Source organism: Hydrogenophaga sp. (assembly GCF_048549895.1).
GTDB lineage: Bacteria > Pseudomonadota > Gammaproteobacteria > Burkholderiales > Burkholderiaceae_C > Hydrogenophaga.
Genome location: NZ_JBLYYB010000079.1, coordinates 1 through 23,519 on the forward strand (window position 1 = coordinate 1; position 23,519 = coordinate 23,519).

General features: G+C 65.9%; 24 protein-coding genes and 2 riboswitches. Of the genes, 11 read left to right on the forward strand and 13 right to left on the reverse strand.

Annotated elements, in window-relative coordinates; genetic code table 11:
* Positions 1-82: 82 nt before the first annotated feature.
* Entirely contained in the window at positions 83-505 is a 423-nt protein-coding gene (locus ACN4F8_RS08760) for a cupin domain-containing protein (RefSeq protein ID WP_419473222.1), read from the reverse strand.
* A 153-nt stretch (positions 506-658) separates the two neighbouring features.
* Between ACN4F8_RS08760 and aroC the strand changes: the two genes are divergently transcribed.
* Positions 659-1,759, forward strand: coding sequence for a chorismate synthase (aroC, locus tag ACN4F8_RS08765; RefSeq protein ID WP_419473223.1), 1,101 nt, complete (start codon positions 659-661; stop codon positions 1,757-1,759).
* Positions 1,760-1,931: 172 nt separating this feature from the next.
* On the forward strand, positions 1,932-3,068 hold the full coding sequence (locus ACN4F8_RS08770) for an MFS transporter (RefSeq protein ID WP_419473258.1): 1,137 nt from the start codon (positions 1,932-1,934) through the stop codon (positions 3,066-3,068).
* Here ACN4F8_RS08770 and ACN4F8_RS08775 read toward each other — a convergent pair.
* Together ACN4F8_RS08775 and aroQ are read right to left on the reverse strand one after the other, a co-directional pair.
* Positions 3,034-3,924, reverse strand: coding sequence for a DMT family transporter (locus ACN4F8_RS08775; protein WP_419473224.1), 891 nt, complete (start codon positions 3,922-3,924; stop codon positions 3,034-3,036). The two genes, ACN4F8_RS08770 and ACN4F8_RS08775, sit on opposite strands and share 35 nt — an antisense overlap.
* A gap of 79 nt (positions 3,925-4,003) precedes the next feature.
* Positions 4,004-4,462, reverse strand: coding sequence for a type II 3-dehydroquinate dehydratase (gene aroQ / locus ACN4F8_RS08780; RefSeq protein WP_419473225.1), 459 nt, complete (start codon positions 4,460-4,462; stop codon positions 4,004-4,006).
* Positions 4,463-4,654: 192 nt separating this feature from the next.
* Here aroQ and ACN4F8_RS08785 point away from each other — a divergent pair, with 192 nt between their 5' ends.
* Positions 4,655-5,671, forward strand: coding sequence for an SGNH/GDSL hydrolase family protein (locus ACN4F8_RS08785; RefSeq protein WP_419473226.1), 1,017 nt, complete (start codon positions 4,655-4,657; stop codon positions 5,669-5,671).
* Here the strand turns inward: ACN4F8_RS08785 and aroE are convergent.
* Entirely contained in the window at positions 5,644-6,465 is an 822-nt protein-coding gene (gene aroE, locus ACN4F8_RS08790; RefSeq protein ID WP_419473227.1) for a shikimate dehydrogenase, read from the reverse strand. The two genes, ACN4F8_RS08785 and aroE, sit on opposite strands and share 28 nt — an antisense overlap.
* A gap of 86 nt (positions 6,466-6,551) precedes the next feature.
* On the opposite strand from aroE, the gene ACN4F8_RS08795 reads away from it, so the two are divergent.
* The gene (locus ACN4F8_RS08795) at positions 6,552-7,211 is read left to right on the forward strand and encodes a DsbA family oxidoreductase (RefSeq protein WP_419473228.1); all 660 of its coding nucleotides are present in this window, start codon (positions 6,552-6,554) and stop codon (positions 7,209-7,211) included.
* Between the two features lie 55 nt (positions 7,212-7,266).
* Here the strand turns inward: ACN4F8_RS08795 and ACN4F8_RS08800 are convergent, their stop codons facing one another.
* From ACN4F8_RS08800 to ACN4F8_RS08825, 6 genes are all read right to left on the reverse strand, one after another.
* Positions 7,267-9,195 carry a B12-binding domain-containing radical SAM protein gene (locus ACN4F8_RS08800; protein ID WP_419473229.1) on the reverse strand — a complete coding sequence of 643 codons (1,929 nt, stop codon included), beginning with the start codon at positions 9,193-9,195 and terminating at the stop codon, positions 7,267-7,269.
* 319 nt (positions 9,196-9,514) lie between these two features.
* Complete coding sequence (gene gcvP, locus ACN4F8_RS08805; protein ID WP_419473230.1) at positions 9,515-12,412, reverse strand: aminomethyl-transferring glycine dehydrogenase; 2,898 nt, start codon at positions 12,410-12,412, stop codon at positions 9,515-9,517.
* 97 nt (positions 12,413-12,509) lie between these two features.
* Complete coding sequence (gcvH, locus tag ACN4F8_RS08810) at positions 12,510-12,881, reverse strand: glycine cleavage system protein GcvH (RefSeq protein WP_419473231.1); 372 nt, start codon at positions 12,879-12,881, stop codon at positions 12,510-12,512.
* Positions 12,882-12,940: 59 nt separating this feature from the next.
* Positions 12,941-14,065, reverse strand: coding sequence for a glycine cleavage system aminomethyltransferase GcvT (gene gcvT, locus ACN4F8_RS08815; RefSeq protein WP_419473232.1), 1,125 nt, complete (start codon positions 14,063-14,065; stop codon positions 12,941-12,943).
* 58 nt (positions 14,066-14,123) lie between these two features.
* Positions 14,124-14,228, reverse strand: a riboswitch (glycine riboswitch).
* Positions 14,229-14,240: 12 nt separating this feature from the next.
* A riboswitch (glycine riboswitch) is annotated at positions 14,241-14,342 on the reverse strand.
* Positions 14,343-14,372: 30 nt separating this feature from the next.
* Positions 14,373-14,885: a hypothetical protein gene (locus ACN4F8_RS08820; RefSeq protein WP_419473233.1), complete on the reverse strand. Its 513-nt coding sequence runs from the start codon at positions 14,883-14,885 to the stop codon at positions 14,373-14,375.
* 129 nt (positions 14,886-15,014) lie between these two features.
* Positions 15,015-16,700 carry an electron transfer flavoprotein-ubiquinone oxidoreductase gene (locus tag ACN4F8_RS08825; RefSeq protein WP_419473234.1) on the reverse strand — a complete coding sequence of 562 codons (1,686 nt, stop codon included), beginning with the start codon at positions 16,698-16,700 and terminating at the stop codon, positions 15,015-15,017.
* Between the two features lie 132 nt (positions 16,701-16,832).
* Between ACN4F8_RS08825 and ACN4F8_RS08830 the strand changes: the two genes are divergently transcribed.
* The 3 genes from ACN4F8_RS08830 to ACN4F8_RS08840 are packed head-to-tail and all read left to right on the forward strand — an operon-like array spanning position 16,833 to position 19,001.
* Positions 16,833-17,615, forward strand: coding sequence for an SDR family oxidoreductase (locus ACN4F8_RS08830; RefSeq protein ID WP_419473235.1), 783 nt, complete (start codon positions 16,833-16,835; stop codon positions 17,613-17,615).
* 46 nt (positions 17,616-17,661) lie between these two features.
* On the forward strand, positions 17,662-18,561 hold the full coding sequence (locus ACN4F8_RS08835; protein WP_419473259.1) for a DMT family transporter: 900 nt from the start codon (positions 17,662-17,664) through the stop codon (positions 18,559-18,561).
* Entirely contained in the window at positions 18,558-19,001 is a 444-nt protein-coding gene (locus ACN4F8_RS08840; protein WP_419473236.1) for an acyl-CoA thioesterase, read from the forward strand. Before ACN4F8_RS08835 ends, ACN4F8_RS08840 begins: the two co-directional genes overlap by 4 nt.
* Here the strand turns inward: ACN4F8_RS08840 and ACN4F8_RS08845 are convergent.
* Positions 18,977-19,252: a DUF5666 domain-containing protein gene (locus ACN4F8_RS08845; protein WP_419473237.1), complete on the reverse strand. Its 276-nt coding sequence runs from the start codon at positions 19,250-19,252 to the stop codon at positions 18,977-18,979. The two genes, ACN4F8_RS08840 and ACN4F8_RS08845, sit on opposite strands and share 25 nt — an antisense overlap.
* A 65-nt stretch (positions 19,253-19,317) precedes the next feature.
* A complete protein-coding gene (locus ACN4F8_RS08850) occupies positions 19,318-19,890 on the reverse strand; it encodes a peroxidase-related enzyme (protein WP_419473238.1) in 573 nt (190 codons plus the stop codon).
* A gap of 108 nt (positions 19,891-19,998) precedes the next feature.
* Between ACN4F8_RS08850 and ACN4F8_RS08855 the strand changes: the two genes are divergently transcribed.
* A complete protein-coding gene (locus ACN4F8_RS08855) occupies positions 19,999-20,385 on the forward strand; it encodes a carboxymuconolactone decarboxylase family protein (RefSeq protein ID WP_419473239.1) in 387 nt (128 codons plus the stop codon).
* A gap of 20 nt (positions 20,386-20,405) precedes the next feature.
* The gene (locus ACN4F8_RS08860; protein ID WP_419473240.1) at positions 20,406-21,368 is read left to right on the forward strand and encodes a Bug family tripartite tricarboxylate transporter substrate binding protein; all 963 of its coding nucleotides are present in this window, start codon (positions 20,406-20,408) and stop codon (positions 21,366-21,368) included.
* A gap of 104 nt (positions 21,369-21,472) precedes the next feature.
* Here the strand turns inward: ACN4F8_RS08860 and ACN4F8_RS08865 are convergent, their stop codons facing one another.
* A complete protein-coding gene (locus ACN4F8_RS08865) occupies positions 21,473-22,027 on the reverse strand; it encodes a LuxR C-terminal-related transcriptional regulator (protein ID WP_419473241.1) in 555 nt (184 codons plus the stop codon).
* 89 nt (positions 22,028-22,116) lie between these two features.
* On the opposite strand from ACN4F8_RS08865, the gene ACN4F8_RS08870 reads away from it, so the two are divergent.
* Positions 22,117-22,824 carry a CoA transferase subunit A gene (locus ACN4F8_RS08870; RefSeq protein WP_419473242.1) on the forward strand — a complete coding sequence of 236 codons (708 nt, stop codon included), beginning with the start codon at positions 22,117-22,119 and terminating at the stop codon, positions 22,822-22,824.
* Between the two features lies 1 nt (position 22,825).
* Positions 22,826-23,464 (forward strand): 3-oxoacid CoA-transferase subunit B, encoded by a 639-nt coding sequence (locus ACN4F8_RS08875; protein ID WP_419473243.1) that lies wholly within the window; start codon positions 22,826-22,828, stop codon positions 23,462-23,464.
* Positions 23,465-23,519: the final 55 nt, after the last annotated feature.

Consider the following 23,519-nt stretch of genomic DNA (forward strand, 5'->3'; position numbering starts at 1 on the left):
CCCCGGGGGACATTCGCGGAGCCGCGTACCCATCCTCCCGGGCCCACCAACCCAGCAGGCCAGCAATCCCCGAACCCGAACCCTAAGCCCAAGGCGCGGGTTTGGGAATCTCACAAACCGGCTCAACATCAATGGTCTTGAAGTCCGCCGGAGAAACAATCTCCAGGTACTCCATGTCCGGCGAATAGTCGAACAAGTAATGGCGAATCCCCGGTCGTTGGTGCACACAGTCCCCGGCCTCCACCAACGTCACCTGGTCCTCGTACATGAACTTGGCCCAGCCCTTGATCATGATCACGATCTGGAAGTCGGCTTCGTGCCGGTGCCAGCCCGTGCCCTCCTCGGGCGGCAGGTTGGCCTTGACCAGGTGCGCAATCACCTGGCCGTGGGTGGCGGCGGCAATGCCCAGGTCGCGGTAGAGGAAAAAATCCCGCAGACCGCCGCTGACCCAAGGGTTGTCGGTGCCTTTGACGTGCGAGAACAGGGTGCTGGTGCGGTCGAGCATGGTGTGCTCCTTTCTGGGGCTGCACAGCAACGATTTGCTGCACTGCAGCGCGAAGCACGAAATGTTCCCGTTGTCCGGGGAGCTGATTGCGGATAGATCGCGCACCAGACTGGCCCACCGGTGCACCAGCGTGCCTCAGGGATAATCCAGCGCATGAGCGGCAACACCTTCGGCACCCTGTTTTGCGTCACCAACTTTGGTGAATCCCACGGCCCGGCCATTGGCTGCGTGATCGACGGCTGTCCGCCGGGCATGGAACTCAGCGAGGCCGACATCCAGGTCGAGCTGGACCGCCGCCGTCCCGGCACCAGCAAATTCGTCACCCAGCGCAACGAGCCCGACGCGGTGGAGATCCTCAGCGGCGTGTACGAGGGCAAGACCACCGGTACCCCCATTGCCCTGCTGATCCGCAACACCGACCAGCGCAGCAAGGACTACGGCAACATCGCCCAGACCTTCCGCCCTGGCCACGCCGACTACACCTACTGGCAGAAATACGGCATCCGCGACCCGCGCGGTGGCGGCCGCAGCTCGGCCCGCCTGACCGCGCCCACCGTGGCCGCCGGTGCCGTGGCGCGCAAGTGGCTCAAAGAAAAATTCGGTACCACCTTCATGGGCTGCATGACGCAGGTCGGCGATGTGGTCATTCCGTTCGAGAGCTGGGACCATGTGCCCCACAACCCGTTTTTCGCGCCCGTGGCCGACGTGTCCGCGATCGAGGACTACATGAACGCGTTGCGCAAGAGCGGCGACTCGTGCGGCGCGCGCATCCGCGTGACCGCGCAAGGCATGCCCGTGGGCCTGGGCCAGCCGCTGTACGACCGGTTGGATGCCGACATCGCCTACGCCATGCTCGGCCTCAACGCCGTCAAGGGCGTGGAGATCGGCGCCGGGTTTGCCAGCGTGGCCGACAAGGGCAGCACGCACGGCGACAGCCTCACGCCCGAAGGCTTTGCGGCCAACAAGGCCGGCGGTGTGCTGGGTGGCATCAGCACCGGGCAAGACCTGGAGGTGTCGATCGCGATCAAGCCGACCAGCTCGATCCTGATCCCGCGCGAGACGATTGACGTGGCGGGTGAGAGCACCGAGATCATCACCAAGGGCCGCCACGACCCCTGCGTGGGCATCCGCGCCACGCCGATTGCCGAAGCGCTGCTGGCGCTGGTGGTGATGGACCACGCGCTGCGCCACCGCGCGCAGTGCGGCGACGTGCAACTGCCCACACCCGACATCGCGGCCAAGGCTCGCAGCTGAGCCGCCACCCGTTCGGGCTGAGCCTGTCGAAGCCCTCGCCAACATTGCCAGTGCGTTTCGACAAGCTCAACGCGAACGGATGTTTTTCCGATCGTCCTGAGCCTGTCGAAGGGCAAGCTCAACGCGAACGGAAGCTTTTGTGAGCCAGCAAAAAAAACTGTTCCCGTTTGCCATGCTCAGCGCGAGTTACTTCGCGCACATCGGCTTCTTCAACCCCTACCTCCCGCTCTGGCTCAAGGAGCTCGGGTTCAGCCTGCTGGCCATCAGCGTGCTGACCTCGGTGCAGTCGGCCTCGCGCCTGTTTGCGCCTTACCTCTGGGGGTCGCTGAGCGACCGTACCGGCGAGCGCGTGCGGCTGCTGCGCTATGGCGCCACCGTGGCCCTGCTGCTGTCGCTGGGTCTGTGGTTCAACCTGGGCGGGGTGGGCCTCTTCGTGGTGCTGCTGCTCATGTTCACCCACACCAGCGGCATGATGCCCATGAGCGAAGCCGCGCTGGCCCACCTGGTGAGCCACGGCGGCGCGTTTGATGCGAAGCGATATGGCCGCATCCGCCTGTGGGGCTCGCTCGGGTTTCTCGTGACGGTGGTTGCCGCGGGTTTCTGGTTCGAGCGTTTTGGCCTCGCGCACTTTCCGGCGTGGACGCTGGCCACGCTCGCGGCTGTGACGGTGAGCGTGTGGCTGCTGCCCGACTTTCGCGAACCCGCCCACGCCGACGAAGTGCAGCCCAGCGTGTGGCCGGTGCTGCGCCAGCCGCCGGTGCGCTGGTTTTTTGCGGCCGTGTTTTTCCACGTGCTCGCGCACATCTTCATCTACGTCTTCTTCTCGCTCTACCTCGACTCGCTGGGCTACAGCAAGACGGTGATCGGGCTCTTGTGGGCGCTGTCGGTGGTGATCGAGATCGGCTGGTTCTTCACCCAGGGTCGCTGGCTGCCGCGCCTCTCGCTCTCGGCCTGGCTGGTGCTGGCCGCCGCGCTCATGGCCGTGCGCATGGGCCTGACCGCCGGTTTTCCGCTGGTGTGGCCGGTGCTGCTGCTGGCCCAGGCCCTGCACGCCATCACCTTCGCTGCGCACCACACGGTGTGCATCGCCATGCTGTCGCACCATTTCCCCGGTCGACTGCGTGGGCGCGGGCAGGCGCTGTACACCGTGGTGGGTTACGGTCTGCCGGGTGTGGTGGGTGGTGTGGCCGGGGGATTGCTCAGCTCGGCCTTCGGGCTGGCCAGCGTGTTCTGGCTCTCGTCGGCCTGTGCGGCCTTGGCCTTTATGTGCGCCGTCAAGGCGTGGGCGTTGCAGCGAACCAGCGCCTGAGCGGGTTGAAACCGGTCACCAGCGCGGTGGCCAGCAACACCAGCGCGCCGCCGGCAAAGATGCCGGGCGACAAGGCCTCGCCCAGGAACAGGTGCCCCCAGGTCACGCCGAACACCGGGATGAGAAAGGCCGGGCTCATGGCCGCCACCGGCGTCACATGGCGAATGATGCGAAGGTGTGCCCAGTAGGCCAGACCCGAAGTGACCACGCCCATGACGAACAGGGCACCGAGTGCGGCTGGCGTGAACCGCGCCTCGGGCCAGGCCCAGAGTGCGCCGGGGAACACCAGCACCATGGCCGCGAGGTGGATGCCGGCGGCAATGGCCAGCGGCTGCATGCGGGTGGTGGCGCGTTTCATGAGCGGGGTGGAGCAGCCGTAACACGCGGCGGCCAGCACACAGGCCAGGGCCGCGGCGATGGTGCCTGCGTCGGGTTGCACCGGACCCAGCCGCACGATGAGGCTCACACCGATGAAGCCGCACAGACAGCCCAGCAGCTTGCGCGCGGTGAGCGTGTCTTCCTTGAACCAGGCGGATGCGAGCGTGCCGAACAGCACTGCTGTGGTGTTGAGCAGGGCGCTGTAGCCGGCCGGCAGGCGCAGCGCGGCCCAGGCGTAAAGCAGGAAGGGCGCCGCCACCGAGAGGGCGCCCAGCAGCAAGAGCTCGCGCCAGTGTTCCCAGGGCCAGCGTTGCTTCAGGCCGCGCATGATGAAGGCCAGTGTGAGACCGGCCAGCGCCACCCGGCAGCCCGCCAGCACCATGGGCCCGATCACGGGGCTGGCGATGCGGATGAACAGGAAGGACGCGCCCCAGAGCGCGGACAGGCCCACGAGCTGGGCGAAGTGGCGGGTTTTCACCGAGCCATTGTGCGGCGCGTTGCGGTGAGGGCCGGGCGCAATGGTGCGCGTGCTGTCGCGGGAAGGACTCGTCGCTGGATCAGGCGGTCTGCGCTTTGCGCGCCAGGCCTTCGATGGCCAGGCGGTATCCGTCGGTGCCGAAACCCACGACGATCCCGGCGGCGGCCGGCGACAGGTAGGAATGGTGACGGAAGGCTTCGCGCGCATGCACGTTGGAGATGTGCACCTCGATCACCGGCAGCGGCTTGACGCCGTTGATGGCGTCGAACAAGGCCACCGAGGTGTGGGTGAAGGCACCGGCGTTGAACACCACGCCCACCAGTTCACCGGCCTTGAAACGGCGGCCTGCGTCCTGGATTTTGTCGATCAGCGCACCTTCGTGGTTGCTCTGGAAACACTCCACCGCAAAACCCAGGCGCTGGCCGTGCGCCACACATTCGGCCTCCACGTTGGCCAGCGTGGTGGCGCCGTAGACCTCGGGTTCGCGCGTGCCGAGCAGGTTGAGGTTGGGGCCGTTGAGGATGAGCAGGGTCTTCATGGCGTTGCGGTGGTCTTGCCCAGGGTCGGGCGTCGGAAGTATAGGCCGCAGGGCCGCGCTGTCGTTCTGGTGACTGTGTTGCACGGGTCTGAGGGTTTGCCCCGTGTCGGGTGTCCGGTCGGACGCGGATGCTTCGATTGCGCGCACTGTGCGGACCGTGTGGCGCACCACAACAACACCAGGAGACATCCCATGACTTTGAAGTGCATCCGCGCAGCCCTGCGCGCTTTCCTGCTTCCCGCGATGGTTGCGGTCTCGGTAACGGCGCAGGCCGGGCCGTTCAGTGGCATCTACGTGTTTGGAGACAGCTTGTCGGACACGGGCAACCTGAGCCTGGTCACGGGCGGCGCTGCGCCGGGAACTGCCCAGCCTTACGACGGAGGTCGGTTCTCGAACGGACCTCTGTGGGTCGAAGGCCTGGCCTGGGGCCTGGGTCTGGCGGGCCAGGCCAGCCCCTATTTGATGGGTGGCAACAACTATGCGTATGCGGGTGCGCGCACCGGCACCGCACTCACCCCACCGGGGGTGTTGGCGCAAGTGGCCGGCATCTGGGGTCCTGCTGTGGGCGTTGCCGATCCTGACGCTCTCTACGTCGTGGTCGGTGGCGGTAACGACATGCGCGATGCGCGCTCGGCATTCCGGGGGACGTCCGCTGGCGACACGTTTGGCCGTGACTCCGCTGCGGCAGACGCCATCGTGGGCTTGTCCAACGCCATCCAGTATCTGGCCGCCAGCGGCGCGCGCCACGTGCTGATTGCCAATCTGCCCGACCTGGGCAACACCCCCGAGGCCGCCCTGCTCGGCTTGAAAGCCGCATCCACCGCTGCGTCTGTCAGTTTCAACACGCTGGTGCCGACGTTGTTTGGATTGGAGGCGTTCTTTCCGGACTTGAACATCGAACTGCTCGACATGGCCGGCATCGCCAACAACGTGCTGGCCAACGCCAAGGACTTTGGTGTGACCAACACCAACCTGCCGTGCGGCGCGTTCTTCTTCAGCGCGGGGGCCAACTGTGCCAATTCGCTGTTCTCCGACGTGCTGCATCCCTCGGCGCTGGTGCACGGTCTGTTTGCCCAGGCCGCGCTTGAAATCTACGGCATTCCGTTGCCGGGCACGCTGGCGCTTTTGGTGCTGGCTTTGCTTGCGCTGGTGGTCGTGCAGCGCAGTCGCGGCCGTGGTGTTCAGACCAGTGGCACGGTGAGCTGCTGAATCACCGCCGTGGTCTCGGGCCGCACGCCGCGCCACCAGGCGAAGGCCTCGGCGGCCTGCTCCACCAGCATGCCCACGCCGTCGGCCACGGTGTTCACGCCAGCGGCGCGGGCCTGCCGCAGAAACGGCGTGAGGCCCTTGCCGTAGACCATGTCGTAGGCCATGGCGCCCGGTGCAAAGACGCCAGCCTCCAGGGGCAGGGTTTCCTGCGTGAGGCCGGCCGAGGTGGCGTTGATCACCACATCGAAGCTGTGGCCCAACAGATCGGCATAACCGCCCGATTGCAGCCGGGCATGGGCTGCGAAATCGCGCTGGAGCGCATGGGCCTTGTCGGCGGTGCGGTTGGCCACCGCGATGAGCGCCGGGCTTTGGGCCGAGATGGGCAGCAGCGCGCCGCGCGTGGCGCCGCCTGCGCCCAGCAGCAGCACCCGTTTGCCGGCGAGCGGGCAGCCCAGGTTGCGCTGCAGATCGTTGACCAGGCCCACGCCGTCGAAGTTGTCGGCCAGGATGCGGTCGCCTTCGAACTTGAGGCAGTTGGCCGCGCCGGCCAGCCGGGCGCGCTCGCTGGGGTCGGTGGCGATGTCAAACGCCTGCAGCTTGAACGGCAGGGTGACGTTGAGCCCGCGGCCACCGCCCGCGCGAAAGGCCAGCACCGTTTCGTTGAAGCCGTCCAGCGGGGTTTCGATGGCGGTGTAGGCGATGTCCTGGCCGGTGGCTTGCGCGAACAGGCTGTGGATCAGGGGCGATTTGCTGTGGCCAATGGGGTTGCCGAGGACGGCGTAGCGGTCGGTCATGGATGTGCGGTGATGTGAAGTGGGGCCATTGTCGTGCAAGCCCCTGCGGCGTTTGCGGTCAAGGCGAGCGGCCTACCATCGCGCTCATGACCACATCCCTCAAGATCGATTTTGTGTCCGACGTGTCCTGCCCTTGGTGTGCCGTCGGGCTGGGTGCGCTCGAAGAAGCGCTGGGCAAGCTGCAGGGCGAGGTGTCGGCCGAGCTGCATTTTCAGCCGTTTGAACTCAACCCCAAGATGGGTGCCGAAGGCCAGGACATCGGCGAACACCTGACGCAGAAATACGGCTCCACCGCCGCGCAGCAGGTGCAAATCCGCGAGACCATCCGCGCGCGCGGCGCCGAGGTGGGCTTTGTCTTCAACCCCGAGGGCCGTGGCCGCATCTGGAACACCTTTGATGCGCACCGCCTGCTGCACTGGGCGGAGCATGAAGGCGCGCCGGGGCAACAACACGCCTTGAAGAAGGCGCTGCTCGCGGCCTGCCACACACGTTCGGAGGCCATGGGCGACCACGCCGTATTGCTGGCTTGCGTGCGCGAGGTGGGGCTGGACGAGGCCCGCGCCCAAGCCATTCTGGCGAGCGACGAGTTTGCTCAAGCCGTGCGCGAGCGCGAGGGCTTCTACACCAGCGTCGGCATCCACTCGGTGCCCGCGGTGATCGTCAACGACCGGCATTTGATTTCGGGTGGGCAGCCGGCGGCGGTGTTCGAGCAGGCTTTGCGGCAGATTGCTGCTGAAATGGCTTGATGGGCACGCGGGCCCTCACCCCCGCCCTCTCCCAGGGGGAGAGGGAGCAAGACACTCACGCCGGCTGGGTGAGTGCTTTGGCGATGCGGTTCCGGCCCACTGTGGTCTTGGGCACCTTGCCCGGCACATGGCTGAACCACGCGCGCACATCCTCATCGAGCCCGATGCCGTGCATGTAGTTGTAGATCGCCTTGCGCAGGCCCACGCCCAGCGCTTCGTGGTCCACGCCGCTGGGGTCGATGAAGCCGATGTCGTTCTTGGCGAACGTGACCGGCGGCAGCGGGATCAGTTCGATGCCGTAGGCGGCGGGGTCCAGACCCACGGGTGAGTGCACGGTGCACGAGAAGCGGTGGAAGAAGCCGCTCTGGATGCAGCCGTTTTCGAACAGCTGGCGCACGTACTCGAGCGCGTCCACCGTGTCCTGCACGGTCTGCGTGGGAAAGCCGTACATGAGGTAGGCGTGCACCAGGATGCCGGCGTCCGAGAAGCCCTTGGTCACCCGCGCCACCTGCTCCACCGTCACGCCTTTTTTCATCAGCGTGAGCAGGCGGTCGGAGGCCACCTCCAACCCGCCGCTCATCGCGATGCAGCCGCTGTCGGCGAGCAACTGGCAGAGCTCGGGCGTGAAGGTTTTTTCGAACCGGATGTTGCCCCACCATGAGATCGGCAACTGGCGGCTGATCAACTCATCGGCCAGGGCCTTCAAGGCCTTGGGCGGTGCCGCTTCGTCCACGAAGTGAAAGCCGGTCTGGCCGGTTTCATTCACGATCGTCTCGATGCGATCGGCCAGCGTGGCGGCCGAGGCGGTCTCGTAGCGGCTGATGTAGTCCAGGCTCACGTCGCAGAAGCTGCACTTCTTCCAGTAGCAGCCGTGCGCCACGGTGAGCTTGTTCCAGCGCCCGTCGCTCCAGAGCCGGTGCATGGGGTTGAGCATGTCGAGCAGGCTGAGATACCGGTCCAGCGGCAGGCCGTCCCAGGTGGGGGTGCCGACCTCTTCGAACGGCACTTCGGGTTCAACGAAGTTGATGTAGCGCACGGTGTCTTCTTCGCGCACAAAGGTGCGCACCAGCCGCTGCTTGGAGCGTTTGCGCTGCAGGTACTCCATCAAAGCCAACAACGGCCGCTCACCCGAATCCAGCGTCACGAAATCCACCAAGTCGAACAGCCGGGGCTCGGCCAGTTCGCGCAGCTCGGTGTTCACAAAGCCGCCACCGAGCGCAATGGCGATGTGCGGGTTCTGCGCCTTGATGGTCTGTGCGATGCGCAGCGAGGCATACAGCGCGCCAGGGAAGGGCACCGAGAGCAGCACCAGGTCGGGCTTGTGCTGCGAGAGCGTGGCCAGCGTGAGTGTGTGCAGCACTTCGTCGACCAGCGTGAAGGGCGCGGCGAGCGCGGCGGCCATGGGCTCGAAGGTGGGCTGGCTGCTGGCCAGCGACTCGGCGTAGCGCACGAAGGCAAAACGCTCGTCGACCGCGTCGCGCAACACGTCGGCCAGGTCGTTGAGGTAGAGCGTGGCGATGTGGCGCGCCTTGTCTTGCACGCCCAGCGCGCCGAAGGCCCAGGCCAGCGGGTCGCCGCCTTCTTCGCTGAGCGCGGCGTCCACGTACACCTCCAGCGCGGCAAAGCGCGGGCCTTCGGGCAGCAGCTCGCGCGCGGCAATGCGGTGCGCCAGGGTCGAATCGCGGCCTTGCAGAAACGCGATCACCAGGCCGATGGTGGCGCGGTAACGCGCGAACTGGTCCAGGAAGGCGTGCACGCTGGCCGAACGCTTGGCCTCGGCTTGCGCCAGCGCGTGGCTGCGCACGGACTCCAGCCCGGCCGGAGAAAACAGTTTGAGCACCAACGCCAGCGCCAGGTCGGCCTGCACCGCGTCGACCCCGCGCGAGCGCAGGAAGCCGGTGATGTAGGCGGTGGAGGGGTAGGGCGTGTTGAGCTGCGTCATCGGGGGGATGAGGCTCAGCACGCGCATGGATGGCGTGGTCATGGTGTCGCTTTGAGGAAGCCTCGATTGTGAGGCTTGGGGTCTTCCCTGCTGGGTGGCGGGGTTGGTGCTCTGAGGTTTCACTCATAGACCTCGCGCCAGGACGGTGGCGGCGCCCGCCTGCTCCGGCCCTGCTCGCGGGTGTCTGCCTGGGTTCGCCAGCACCCTCTTGTCAACGCCTTGGCTTGTACTCGGCCTCTGTGGCAACCGCGAATGGGGGCCTGCGCATTCGGGCACCGCCACCGTCCTGTGAGGCAAGCTGGAGCACCACCGTGTGCGCGCCACCCGACCTCACCCACCCAGCAGGCGTGAAATCAAAAAATCAAGCCGAGTAGTCAGACAGAGGAACGCAACTGCAGAACAGATTGCGATCCCCATACACGTTGTCCACCCGCCCCACCGGCGGCCAGTACTTGGCGTGCGCCCGGGTCGAAGTGCTGGCCGCACCCACATCGCGCGCATAGGGGTGTGACCAATCGGCCGTCATGAGACTGGCGGCCGTGTGTGGCGCGTTCTTCAACGGGTTGTCATCCTGCGGCCAGGTACCGGTTTCCACGAGGCGGATCTCTTCGCGGATCGCGATCATCGCGTCGATGAAGCGGTCCAGCTCTTCCAGCGTTTCGCTCTCGGTGGGCTCCACCATCAGCGTGTTGGCCACCGGGAACGACAGCGTGGGCGCGTGGAAACCGTAGTCCATCAGGCGCTTGGCCACGTCCTCGGCCATCACGCCGCTGGTGTCCTTGAAATGGCGCAGGTCCAGGATGCACTCGTGCGCCACGTGCCCGTTGGCGCTGGCGTAGAGCGTGGGGTAGTGGGGTGCGAGGCGTTTGCTGATGTAGTTGGCCGCAAGAATGGCGGCTTCGGTCGCGTGCTTCAAGCCGTCGGCGCCCATCATGCGGATGTACATCCAACTGATCGGCAGCACCGCCGCGTTGCCCAGTGGCGCCGCCGAGATGGCGCCCACGCCGTTCACCGGCAGACCGCCCGTGGCGTGCCCCGGCAGGAAGGGCACCAGGTCTTCGACCACGCACACCGGGCCCACGCCCGGGCCGCCGCCGCCGTGCGGGATGCAGAAGGTCTTGTGCAGGTTGAGGTGGCTCACGTCGCCGCCGAACTCGCCCGGCGCGGCCACGCCGACCAGTGCATTCATGTTGGCGCCGTCCACGTACACACGCCCGCCGTGCCGGTGAACCAGCGCGCAGAGTTCCTTGACCGTGGTCTCGAACACGCCGTGGGTGCTGGGGTAGGTGATCATCACCGCAGCGAGGTTGGCGCTGTGCTGCTCACACTTGGCTTGCAGGTCGGCCATGTCCACGTTGCCGTTCTCGTCGCACTTGGTCACCACCACCTGCATGCCCACCATCTGCGCACTCGCCGGGTTGGTGCCGTGAGCGCTGCTGGGGATCAGGCAGATGTTGCGGTGGTATTCGCCGCGCGAGGCGTGGTACGCCTGGATCACCAGCAGACCGGCGTATTCGCCCTGCGAGCCGGCGTTGGGCTGCAGGCTGATGCCGGCGTAGCCCGTGGCCTGGCAGAGCCAGGCGCGCAGCTGTTCGTCGAGCTTCTTGTAGCCGAGCAACTGGCCGGCTGGCGCGAACGGGTGCACGTTGGCAAAGCCCGGCCAGGTGATGGGGATCATCTCGCTGGTGGCGTTGAGCTTCATGGTGCACGAGCCCAGCGGGATCATGCTGCGGTCAAGCGCCAGGTCCTTGTCGCTTAGTGCGCGGATGTAGCGCAGCATGCCGGTCTCGGAGTGGTGGCTGTGGAACACCGGGTGCGTGAGGTAGGCGCTGGTGCGGCGCAGCTCGGTGGGAATGCGCGGTTCGATGCCTTTCTCGAATTCGGCAAAGCCGGGCAGGCTCTGGCCCTGCAATGCGAACACGCCCCACAGCTTTTCAATGTCTTCACGCGTGGTGGTCTCGTCCAGTGTGATGCCCACGTACTCGCCCCAACTCAGGCGCAGGTTCATGCCGGCGTCCACCGCGCGCTGCAGCAGCGTGGTGGCGCGGTCACCGGCCTTGAAAGTGAGGGTGTCGAAGGCGGTCTCGCTCGTGGGCGTCCAGCCCAGTTGCTCCAGGCCTTGTGCGAGCACGGCCGTGTAAGCCGCCACGCGCTGCGCGATGCGCTTCAAGCCCGCAGGCCCGTGGTACACGGCGTACATGCTCGCCACCACCGCCGGCAGCACCTGCGCGGTGCAGATGTTGGACGTCGCCTTCTCGCGGCGGATGTGCTGCTCGCGCGTTTGCAATGCGAGGCGGTAAGTGGGGTTGCCGTGCGCGTCCACGCTCACACCGACCAGGCGGCCGGGCAGCGAGCGCTTGAATTCGTCGCGGCAGGCCATGAAGGCGGCGTGGGGGCCGCCCGCGCCCATGGGCATGCCGAAGCGCTGCGTGGTGCCGACCACGATGTCGGCGCCCCATTCGCCGGGGGGCGTGATGAGGGTGAGCGCGAGCAGGTCGGCGGCGGCGATGAAGGCCGCGCCTTTGGCCTGCACGGTCTTCACATCGGCGGCGAGGTCTTCGATGCGACCGCTGGTGCTGGGGTACTGCGCGAGCACGGCAAAGTAGCCGTCACCGGCCAGTGCCGCGTTCCACTCGGCGGCCGAGTTCGCCACCAGCACCTGGATGCCCAAGGGTGCGGCGCGCGTCTGCACCACCTCGATGGTCTGCGGGTGGCAGTCGCCGGCCACCACGAAGGTGTTGCCTTTGGATTTCACCGAGCGCTTGGCCAGCGTCATGGCCTCGGCAGCGGCGGTGGCCTCGTCGAGCATGGAGGCGTTGGCAATGGCCATGCCGGTGAGGTCGCACACCATGGTCTGGAAGTTGATCAGCGCTTCCATGCGGCCTTGCGAGATCTCGGCCTGGTAGGGCGTGTAGGCGGTGTACCAGGCGGGGTTCTCCAGCACGTTGCGCAGGATCACGCCGGGCGTGTGGGTGCCGTGGTAGCCCTGCCCGATGAAGCTCTTGAGCAGCTGGTTCTGCTCGGCAATCGCCTTGAGCTCGGCCAGTGCCGCCGCTTCGGTGATGGCCGGCGGCAACTGCATGCCCTGGCTGCGCGCAATGCTGCGCGGCACGATGCCGTCGATCAGCGCGCGGCGCGAGGCCTCGCCGATCACCGAGAGCATCAGCGCTTCGTCGGCTTCGCCGATGCCGATGTGGCGGGCCACGAACTCGGACGGGTTCTCGAGTTCATCCAGGGGTTTGACAGACGGCATCAGCATGGTGAGTGACCTGTTTCCCGTTCGCCCTGAGCCTGTCGAAGGGCAGCGAACGAAACAATGTGCGAGGGCTTCGACAGGCTCAGCCCGAACGGTGATTTCAGGCGTTGGCCGAGAAGGCGTTGTAGGCAGTTTCGTCAAGGAGAGCATCGACCTGTGCAGGGTCGGACAGCTTGACCTTGAAGAACCAGCCGCTCTTGAGCGGGTCGCTGTTGGCCAGCGACGGGTCGGCGCGCAGGGCTTCGTTGACTTCGGTCACTTCGCCGCTGACGGGCATGTACACGTCGGCCGCGGCCTTGACGGACTCGACCACGCCAGCCACCTCTTTCTGCGCAAAGCTTTTGCCGACCTCGGGAAGGTCGACGAACACCACGTCCCCCAGCGCGTCCTGCGCGTGCACGGTGATGCCGACGGTGGCGATGCCGCCGTCAACGTTGATCCATTCGTGGTCTTCGGTGTACTTGGTGGTCATGGGAAGGCTCCTGAAAAAAGAAGGGAAGAAGGGAAGAAGGGAAGAAAGGGTGAAGGGGTTCAACCGCGGAAATAGCGGTTGGGCACAACAGGCATGGCGCTCACGTCCATCGGCACCGGCTTGCCACGCACCATGGCGTGCAGGCGCGTGCCCAAGGCCGCGTGCGCAGGGCTCACATAGCCCATGGCCACGGGTTGGTCGGCGCTGGGGCCGAGCAGGCCGCTGGTGACTTCGCCGATGGTCTCGCCGCTGGGGGTCTGCAGTTCGGTGTGGTCGCGCACGGGAATGCGTTCCAGGGCGATCAGACCGACGCGCTTGCGCGTCAGCGGTTCGGTGCCGTCGAGCTGGGCCAGCACGCGGGTCGAGCCCGGGAAACCACCCGCGCGCGCGCCGCCGGTGCGGCGCACTTTCTGCATCGCCCAGTTGAGCGCGGCTTCCACCGGCGTGGTGGTGGTGTCGATGTCGTTGCCGTAGAGGCACAGGCCGGCTTCCAGGCGCAGCGAGTTGCGCGCGCCCAGGCCCACGGGCTTCACTTCGGGCTCGGCCAGCAGGGCGCGGGCGAAAGCTTCGGCGCGGTCGGCCGGCACCGAAATCTCGAAACCGTCTTCGCCGGTGTAGCCGCTGCGGGTGATGAACAGGTCGGCGGCTTGCCAGTTGAAGGCACCGCCGGTCATGAACACCAGCGTGTCCACGCCGGGCACGAGGCGCTGAAGCGCTGTCACGGCCTGCGGGCCTTGGAGTGCGAGCAGCCCACGGTCGAATTGCGGCTCGACGGTGCAGCGCTTGCCGATGCGTTCAACGATGTGGGCCAGATCGCCGTGTTTGCAGGCGCCGTTGACGATCACAAAGATGTCCTCGCCGCGGTTGACGAACATCAGGTCGTCGATGATGCCGCCCGCGTCGTTGAGCAGCAGGCCGTAGCGCTGTTTGCCCACGGCCAGGTCGATCACGTCCACCGGCATCAACGACTCGAAGGCCGCGGCAGCCTCTGCGCCGATCAGCCGCAACTGGCCCATGTGCGACACGTCGAACAGGCCGGCAGCGGCGCGGGTGTGGTGGTGTTCGGCCATCAGACCGGCGGGGTACTGCACCGGCATGCTGTAGCCGGCAAAGGGCACCATGCGGGCGCCGAGTTCGGTGTGCAGGGCGTGCAGGGGGGTCTTGAGGAGATCGGTGTCGGACACGGAGGGCTCGCAGGCAAAAGGGGCAGGCCCCAAGGGGGCGGAACACGGTTCATCCGTGCGCTGCCCCACTGTCCGCTTTACCTGAGAGATTCACGCGGGCGATGCCGCGTTTGCTCCTTCGGTGGATCGCCTCAAGGGACGACCTCTCTCCAGGGGGGTACACCAGCCTCGCGGCCCGTGTTTGCCAGTCCTTTTGCCTGAGCGTTCAGGGCCACATGGGTGACCTCCTGCGCCTTCGGCGGCCACCTCGAGGGTGGCGCTCTCCTGACCCCGACGAGTGTAGCCGAGAGCATCCGCAAAAGGCGGCTCAGGCGCGTTCCAGGGTGGATTCGGGCAGCAGTTTGGCCAGGCGCTCGCTGATGGCGTCGGCCCGGCCGGCGCCGGCCAGGCGTTCGATGGCCACCAGCATCTCGCGGCTCACCGCCAGCATGGTGGACGCATCGCGGGCCTCGCGCAGGGCGTCGCGAAAGTACAGCGCCAGGACCTTGTCGCGCGGGGCGAACATGCGCTCGCTGAGGTCGAACAAAAACATGCGGGCGCTGGCGAGCGAACGTGGACCCGAGAACGCGTCGACCGAGCCCTTGGCGGCAGCGGGCTCGGGCGCTGGAGGCGTGGCCGGTGGGGGTGGTGTTTCGTCAACGATGTAACCCTGGGCCAGCAATTCGCGCACGATCCCGGCGCCCAGGCCGCCAAAGAGCGCCTGCAGCGAGGCCGTGGCTTTGCGGCCGTCGGCCACCAGCAGCACGGCGCGTTCGCGCTGGCCCAGGGTGCGTTGGCCGGGCTGCAGTTCGGCGCGGCCCTTGTCGGTCTTGTTCAGCATGGTGTGGCGGGGTGTGAGGGCAGAAGCCCGCACTGTGGCCAGACGATGTGACGACGCGGTGAAACGCAGGCGTGAAAAAGCCGCCCGGAGGCGGCCTGTCGAAGGAATGTCCGAAGGCTGTGACTTCGCTCACATGCCCGCGTAGTTCGGGCCACCACCGCCCTCGGGCGTGACCCACACGATGTTCTGCGTCGGGTCCTTGATGTCGCAGGTTTTGCAGTGCACACAGTTCTGCGCGTTGATCTGCAAGCGATCGGTGTTGTCGTCGTTCTTCACGTACTCGTACACACCGGCCGGGCAATAGCGGCTCTCGGGGCCGGCGTACTTGGCCAGGTTGATCTGCACCGGCACGCTGTCGTTCTTGAGCGTGAGGTGGGCCGGCTGGTTCTCCTCGTGGTTGGTGTTGCTCACGAATACGCTGGAGAGCCGGTCGAAGGTGATCTTGTTGTCTGGCTTGGGGTACGTGATCTTCGGCATCTCGGCGGCCGGGCGCAGCTTCAGGTGGTCGGGCGTGGTGTTGTGCAGCGTCCAGGGCGGCGTTTTCACGCCCACCTTGGGCAGGAACCAGTGCTCCACACCGGTCATGAGCTTGCCCAGCAGCGGACTCTTCTTGAACCAGTTCTTGAAGTTGCGGTAGGTCCAGAGCTCTTCATGCAGCCAGCTCTTCTCGAAGCGCTCGGTGAAGCCGGCGAGCTCGTCGCTCTGGCGGCCGGCGGCCACCGCCTCAAACGCTGCCTCGGCGCAGAGCATGCCGCTCTTGATGGCGGCGTGGCTGCCCTTGATGCGCGCGGCGTTCAAAAAGCCGGCGTTGCAACCCACCATGGCACCGCCCGGGAACACCAGCTTGGGCAGGGCCTGCGGCGTGCCGTTGTTGAGTGCACGCGCGCCGTAGCCCAGGCGTTTGCCACCTGCGATGTGGGCCTGGATGCTGGGGTGGGTCTTCCAGCGCTGCATTTCTTCGAACGGCGACATCCAGGGGTTCTGGTAGTCCAGGCCGACCACCAGGCCCAGCGTGACCTTGTTGCCTTCGAGGTGGTAGAGGAAACCGCCGCCGAAGGTGTCGGCATCCATGGGCCAGCCGGCGGTGTGCACCACGAGACCGGGCTTGGCCTGGTCCGCCGGAATCTCCCACAGTTCCTTGATGCCGATGGCGAAGGTCTGCGCGTCCTTGCCCTCAGCCAGCTTGTACTTGGCGATCAGTTGTTTGCCCAGGTGCCCACGCGCGCCTTCGGCGAACACGGTGTACTTGGCGTGCAGCTCCATGCCGAGCTGGAAGTGGGCGGTGGGTTCACCGTCCTTGCCCAGGCCGAGGTGGCCGGTGGCCACGCCCTTGACCGAGCCGTCGTCGTTGTAAAGCACCTCGGCGGCGGTGAAGCCGGGGAAGATTTCCACGCCCAGGGCTTCGGCCTGCTCGCCCAGCCACTTGGTGACCGCGCCCAGGCTGATCACGTAACAACCGTCGTTGTGGAAGTTGCGCGGCATCAGCCAGTCGGGCGTGCGGGTGGAGCCGGTCTCGGTGAGCACCAGCAAGTCGTCGCCGGTCACGGGCTGGTGCAGCGGGGCGCCGCGCTCTTTCCAGTCGGGGAAGAGTTCGGTGATGGCGATCGGGTCCATCACCGCGCCGCTCAAGATATGCGCGCCGGGCTCGGAGCCTTTTTCCAGCACGCACACATTGATCTCGCTGCCCTTCTCGGTGGCCAGCTGTTTCAGGCGGATGGCGGTGGCCAGGCCTGCGGGGCCGCCACCGACCACGACCACGTCGTATTCCATGGCTTCTCGGGGGCCGAACTGGGCCAGCAATTCATCGTGGGTCATCGGGGGGGTCTCGCTGATAATGATTTTGAGAAGGCGCTGAGTGTGCCTTGCGTGTCACTCGACAGACAGCATTTTATGCGGCACCCGCACAAAATCGAACGGTCGTACTAATTTCTACAGAGGGCTTGCATCGTGGCATACAGCATGGACTTGTCGGGCCGCGTGGCTTTGATCACCGGTGCATCGGGTGGCCTGGGCGAACAGTTCGCCAAAACCCTGGCCAAGGCCGGTGCCGCGGTGGTGCTGGCCAGCCGCCGCACCGACCGACTCATGGCACTGCGTGCGCACATCGAAGCCGAGGGCGGTGACGCCCACGTGGTGGCCATGGACGTGACCGATCAGGCCTCCATCAAGGCCGCGGTGGCCCACGCCGAAACCGAGGTGGGCGCGATCGACATCCTGGTCAACAACTCGGGCGTGAGCACCACGCAGCGCCTGCAGGACGTGAGCGAGGAAGACTACGACTTCATCTTCGACACCAACACCAAGGGCGCATTTTTCGTGGCGCAGGAGGTGGGCAAGCGCATGCTGGCGCGTGCCAAGGGTGCGGCGCCGGGCACCTATGTGGGCGGGCGCATCGTCAACATCGCGTCCATGGCGGGCCTGAAGGTGTTGCCGCAGATCGGTGTGTACTGCATGAGCAAGGCAGCGGTGGTGCAGATGACCAAGGCCATGGCGGTGGAGTGGGGCCGCTTCGGCATCAATGTGAACGCGATCTGCCCGGGCTACATCGACACCGAGATCAACCACCACCACTGGCAGACCGAGCAGGGCCAGAAACTGATCGGCATGCTGCCGCGCAAACGCGTGGGCGTGCCGACCGATCTCGACGCGGTGCTGGTGATGCTGTGTTCGAACGAGAGCCATTTCATCAACGGTGCAGTCATTGCGGCCGACGACGGTTTCGGAGCCTGAATTGAGCGTTGCTGTCATGGGCCAGCCCTCGGGCTGGCCGCCGGGCATGGTCACCGGCATCCTGGCGGGCCTGGGGGCTGGCGCGTTCTGGGGCACGGCCTTCGTGGCGCCCTTGATGACACCGGGCTTCAGTTCGATCGACCTCACGGTCGGGCGCTTTCTCTCGTGCGGCATCTTGTCGGTGTTGCTGCTGTTGTGGGCCGGCTTGCGTGGCGGCGCGCACCTGCCCACCTGGCCCCAAGCGGGCGCGGCGCTGTGGCTCAGCCTGCTGGGCTACACCGGCTACTACCTGTTGCTGGTGCTGGCCATTCAGGCGGCCGGCGCGGCGCTGCCGGTGCTCATCATCGGCACCATTCCGTTGTGGATCATGTTGATCGGCAAGCCGCAGGGTCTGCGCTGGCGTTCGCTGGTGCCGGGTTTGCTGCTCACCGTGGCTGGCCTGGTGTTGATGATGCGGGTGACCGCGCACGGCGCCGAGGCGGGTGGTGGCACGAACCTGTGGCTCGGCATCTTGTACGCGGTGCTGGCCATGGCCGCCTGGACCGCGTTCGGCCTGCTGAACGCGCGCTGGCTCGGCCGTCACCCCGAGGTGAATTCCACCGTGTGGGCCAACTGGCTGGGCGTGGCCGCCGGCCTGGGCGCACTGGTCATCTGGGCTGTGGCCGGCTCCGACCTGGACACGCTGATGGCGCGCCCCGGCTTCGGCACCTTCGTGGTCGTCTGCGCGGTCACCGGCATCGGCTCCGCGTGGATCGCTTCGGTGCTGTGGAACATGGCCAGCCGGCGGCTCAGCGCCAGCCTGGCCGGCCAGCTCATCGTGAGCGAGACCGTGTTTGGTCTCGGTTACAGCTTCGCCTGGGACGGCGCCTGGCCGGCTGCGCTGCAGTGGGCGGCGTGCGCGCTCTTCGTCCTGGGCATCCTCGCGTCCATCAAGGCCCACCGATGAAGTTTGAACTGCCCGCGCAGAAAAAAGAAGTGTTCCGCATGACCATTCCCATCCGCTGGGGCGACATGGACGCGATGGGGCACGTGAACAACACCACCTATTTCAGATACCTGGAGACGATCCGCATCGAGTGGATGCGCAGCATCGGTTGCCAGCCCGACCCGCAAGGTGAGGGGCCGGTGATCGTCAACGCGTTCTGCACGTTTCACAAGCAACTGGAGTTTCCGGGCGAGGTGATCGCCACCATGTTCGCCAGCGACGTGGGACGCAGCAGCTTCGAGACTTGGTGCACCTTGACGCGCAGCGACGACCCCGAGACGGTGTATGCCTCGGGCGGTGCGACCACGGTGTGGGTCAACTTTCCACAGCAGAAGTCGGCGCCGATGCCCGAGCGGCTGAGGGCGCTGCTGCAGGCTCAGTCGTCCAGCTCGACTTCTTGAGCGTAGCGCTGGCCGTCGCGCATCACGTAGTCGATCTCCACGCGCTGTCCCACCTTCAGGTCCTGGAAACCGCGCAGACCATCGTCGTAGTCGGTGGACGGGGTGGCGAAAATACGGATGCCTTGCACCACCACCGACTGGTTGCCGGCGCTGATCGACTCGATCGTGCCTTCAATGTCGTTGTCGGCCCATGCCGCGCCCGAGAGCAGCAGGCCGGTGGCCAGAAGGATGGAAGGAAGGGTCTTTTGCATGGACTTTCTCCAGGGTTGTTTTCAGTCCGAGGAGCAAGACCGCCAAAAAGTTCACCCGGATTGAATCAACGCGCCTTCGGCACACGTCCCATCAGATAAAACTCCGGGTTCGGCTGCATGTTGCTGAAGCTGGCCATGCGGTTGGACAAGCCGAAGAACGCGGTGATGGCGGCGATGTCCCAGATGTCTTCGTCGGAGAAGCCGTGGGCGTGCAGCGGTGCAAAGTCGTCGTCGTTGATCTCGTGTGAATTCAGGCAGACCTTCATCGCGAAATCGAGCATGGCCTTCTGGCGCGGCGTGATGTCGGCCTTGTGGTGGTTCACCGCCACCTGGTCCGCCACCAGCGGTTTTTTCTCGTGAATGCGCAGGATCGCGCCATGCGCCACCACGCAATACAGGCAGTGGTTGGCCGCGCTGGTGGTGGTGACAATCATTTCGCGGTCGCCTTTGGTGAGCGAGCCGTCTTCCTTGAGCATCAGCGCGTCGTGGTAGGCGAAGAAGGCGCGCCACTCGGCCGGGCGGCGGGCCAGCGCCAGGAACACGTTGGGTACAAAGCCGGCCTTGGCCTGCACTTCGAGCACCTTGGCCTTGATGTCCTCGGGCAGGTCGTTGATGTCGGGAGCGGGATAGCGATTCATCGGTGTCTCCGGGTTGTGTTTGTGCGAGTGTGTCGACCATCGTACCGGCCGCCAAGCGCCTGCGGTATCGTTGACGCGACTCGTTTGTTCAACCCTCCGGATCACACCATGCAAGACAACAACGACCCCGAATTCGAACGCGGCCTGGCGATGCGCAAACAGGTCATGGGCGAGGCGTTTGTGACCAACGCCTTTGCCAACATGACGCCCTTCACCGAGCCGATCCAGGAGCACATCACGCGCAAGGCCTGGGGCGATGTGTGGCAGCGCGGCACGCTGGACCTGAAGACGCGCAGCCTGATCACCGTGACCATGCTCGCGGCACTGGGCAAGCAGAACGAGCTCAAAGGGCACGTGCGTGGTGCGCTCAACAACGGCGCCACACCGGCCGAGCTGCAGGAGGTGCTGCTGCAGGTGGCTGTGTACTGTGGCGTGCCCACGGCCGTGGAAGCTTTCCGCACGGCCGCATCGGTTGTTGACGCCGAATCCCAGTGACTTTTTTGCAGGAGGTACCCATGTCGTTTTTCATCACCCGCCGTGCCGCTGTTGCGGCTTCACTGGTCTTTGGCTTCGGCCTGGCACATGCCCAGTCCACCACCCGTATCCTGGTGGGCTTTCCGCCCGGTGGCGGCACCGACGCGATCGCGCGCATCCTGGGCGAACGGCTCAAAGAGGAGTTGGGGCACGCCGTCATCGTGGACAACAAACCCGGCGCGGGCGGGCAGATCGCGGCGCAGGCGCTCAAGGCATCCGCTGCCGACGGCAACACGCTGTTTCTGAGCCATGACCACAGCATCACCATCCTGCCCATGGTGATGAAGGCGCCAGGCTACGAGCCAGCCAAAGACTTTGTGCCCGTGGCCGGTTTTGCCACCTTCGTCAATGCGTTCGCGGTGAGCAGCGGCACGCCCGCCACCGGCTTCAAGGCCTATGTGGACGGCGTGAAGGCTGCAGGCGGCAAAGGCACGGTGGGCATTCCAGCGCCGGCCTCGGTGCCGCAGTTTCTGGTGCAGGTGATCGCCAAACAAAACGGCCTGGACCTGGTGGCCGCGCCCTACCGCGGCAGCGCGCCCATGATGGCCGACATGCTGGGCAACCAGATCCCTGCCGGCGTGGCCTCCATCCCCGACTTCATTGAAAACCACAAGGCGGGCAAGCTGCGCGTGGTGGCCGTGATGGGCACGCAGCGCCAGGCTGCCATGCCCGAGGTGCCCACCTTCGCAGAACTGGGCCTCAAGGGTTTTGAAGATGTGCCGTACTACGGCCTGTTTGCCCCAGCCGGCACGCCCAAGGCCACGCTGGACCGCCTCGCCCAGGCGGTGCAGAAAGCCATTGCCCAGCCCGACGTGCGCGACAAGCTCACCGCCATGGGCCTGAGCGTGGGCTTCATGAGCGGCGAGCAGCTGGGTGCGCGCGAACAGGCTTACGGCAAGGTGTGGTCGAAGATCATTCAAGAGAGTGGCTTCGTCCCACAATAGGCCCGCCATCGCATGAGCCCAACCCCGTTCGCCCTGAGCCTGTCGAAGGGCATCCACACGCGCTGGCGCACGGGCTTCGACAAGCTCAGCCCGAACGGGCCTGCTTAGCCCGCCAACAATCTGTGCACGAGATCGGGTGTGCTGTGCGCACCGTACTTGCGCATCAGCCGCGCCCGGTAAATCTCCACCGTGCGGTGGCTGATCTCAAGGACCTTGCCGATCTCCTTGCTGGTGAGGCCGCTCATGAGGTGGGCCGCCACCTCGCGCTCGCGGGGCGTGAGGTCGGCCTTCACGGCGCGGCGTGAGCTCAGGTCTTCAAAGCTCCAGATGCCGGCGGCATGCGGTGTTTCGCGGTGCAGTGCGCGTCCGGTCACGTGGCACCAGAACGTCTCGCCCTGCAGCCGGCCACCCACGCGCTTCATGATGCGGTCGTCCGCGTAGGTGCCGCCCTTGCCCAGCAGCGGTGCCATGCGCGCGCCCAGTCGCTCGTACTCGTCAGCGCTGGGGTAGAGGATCTGGAAGCTCTGGCCCACGAGTTGCTCGCGCGGGGCACCGAACATGTCGCACAGCACCTGGTTGCAGTCGACCATGGTGCGCTGGCGCGAGAGCGCTAGACCCACGGGGGCCAGGTCGAAAGCCAGGCGGTAGTCGATGTCCATGCGGGTGAGGGTTTTGCTTTACGAGTTACTACGTATGCCGTTACGTAGTATCGTACCGGCACCCTTGCTTCAACCCAGGAGACAGCAACGTGAACAAGATCCACCCGAGCGCGGCCGACGCGCTCCAAGACATCGTGGCCGATGGCCAGTTGTTCGCTGTGGGCGGCTTCGGCCTCTGCGGCATTCCCGAGGCCCTCATCGACGCGCTGCGAGACAGCGGCAAGAAGAACCTGACCGTGATTTCCAACAACGCGGGCGTGGACGGCTTCGGTCTGGGCAAGCTGCTGGAGACGCGCCAGATCTCCAAGATGATTTCCAGCTACGTGGGCGAGAACAAGGAGTTCGAGCGCCAGTACCTCGCCGGTGAACTGCAACTCGAATTCACGCCGCAGGGCACGCTGGCTGAAAAGCTGCGCGCCGGTGGCGCCGGCATCCCGGCGTTTTTCACCAAGACCGGTGTGGGCACCATGGTGGCCGAGGGCAAGGAGCTGCGCGAATTCGACGGCGAGACCTACGTGATGGAACGCGCGCTGGTGCCCGACGTCTCGCTGGTGAAAGCCTGGCGCGCCGACACCTCGGGCAACCTGCAGTTCCGCTTCACCGCGCGCAACTTCAACCCCGCCGTGGCCATGGCCGGCAAGATCTGCGTGGTCGAGGTCGAAGAGATTGTGGAGAAGGGCGCCATCGCACCGGACCAGGTTCATCTGCCCGGCATCTACGTGCACCGCATCGTGCTCAATGCCACGCCCGAGAAGCGCATCGAAAAACGCACCATCACCGAGAAAGCGGGAGTCTGATATGCCCTGGAACCAAGACCAGATGGCTGCGCGCGTAGCCCACGAACTCGAAGACGGTTTCTATGTGAACCTGGGCATCGGCATTCCCACGCTGGTGGCCAACTTCGTGCCCGCCGACAAAGAGGTGTGGTTGCAGAGCGAGAACGGCATGCTCGGCATCGGCCCGTTCCCCACCGAGGACGAGGTGGACGCCGACCTCATCAACGCCGGCAAGCAGACCGTGACCACCATCCCGGGCTCCAGCATCTTCGGCAGCCACGACAGTTTTGCCATGATTCGCGGCGGCAAGATCAACCTGAGCATCCTGGGCGCCATGCAGGTGAGCGCCAAGGGCGACCTGGCCAACTGGATGATCCCCGGCAAGATGGTCAAGGGCATGGGCGGCGCCATGGACCTGGTGGCGGGTGTCAAGCGCGTGATCATCCTGATGGAGCACGTGGCGAAGAAGAAAGACGGCACCGAGGACCTGAAGATCCTCGACCAGTGCACCCTGCCGCTGACCGGTGTGGGCGTGGTCAACCGCATCATCACGGACCTCGGCGTGATGGACGTGACGCCGCAAGGCCTGAAGCTCGTGGAGCTGGCCCCGGGCGTCACGCGCGAGTTCATCCAGTCCAAAACCGGGCCTGCGCTGATCTGAGCCGCTAAACTTCCAGCCCTGCAGCGCCCGCCCCGAGCGGGCGTTTTCTTTTTCA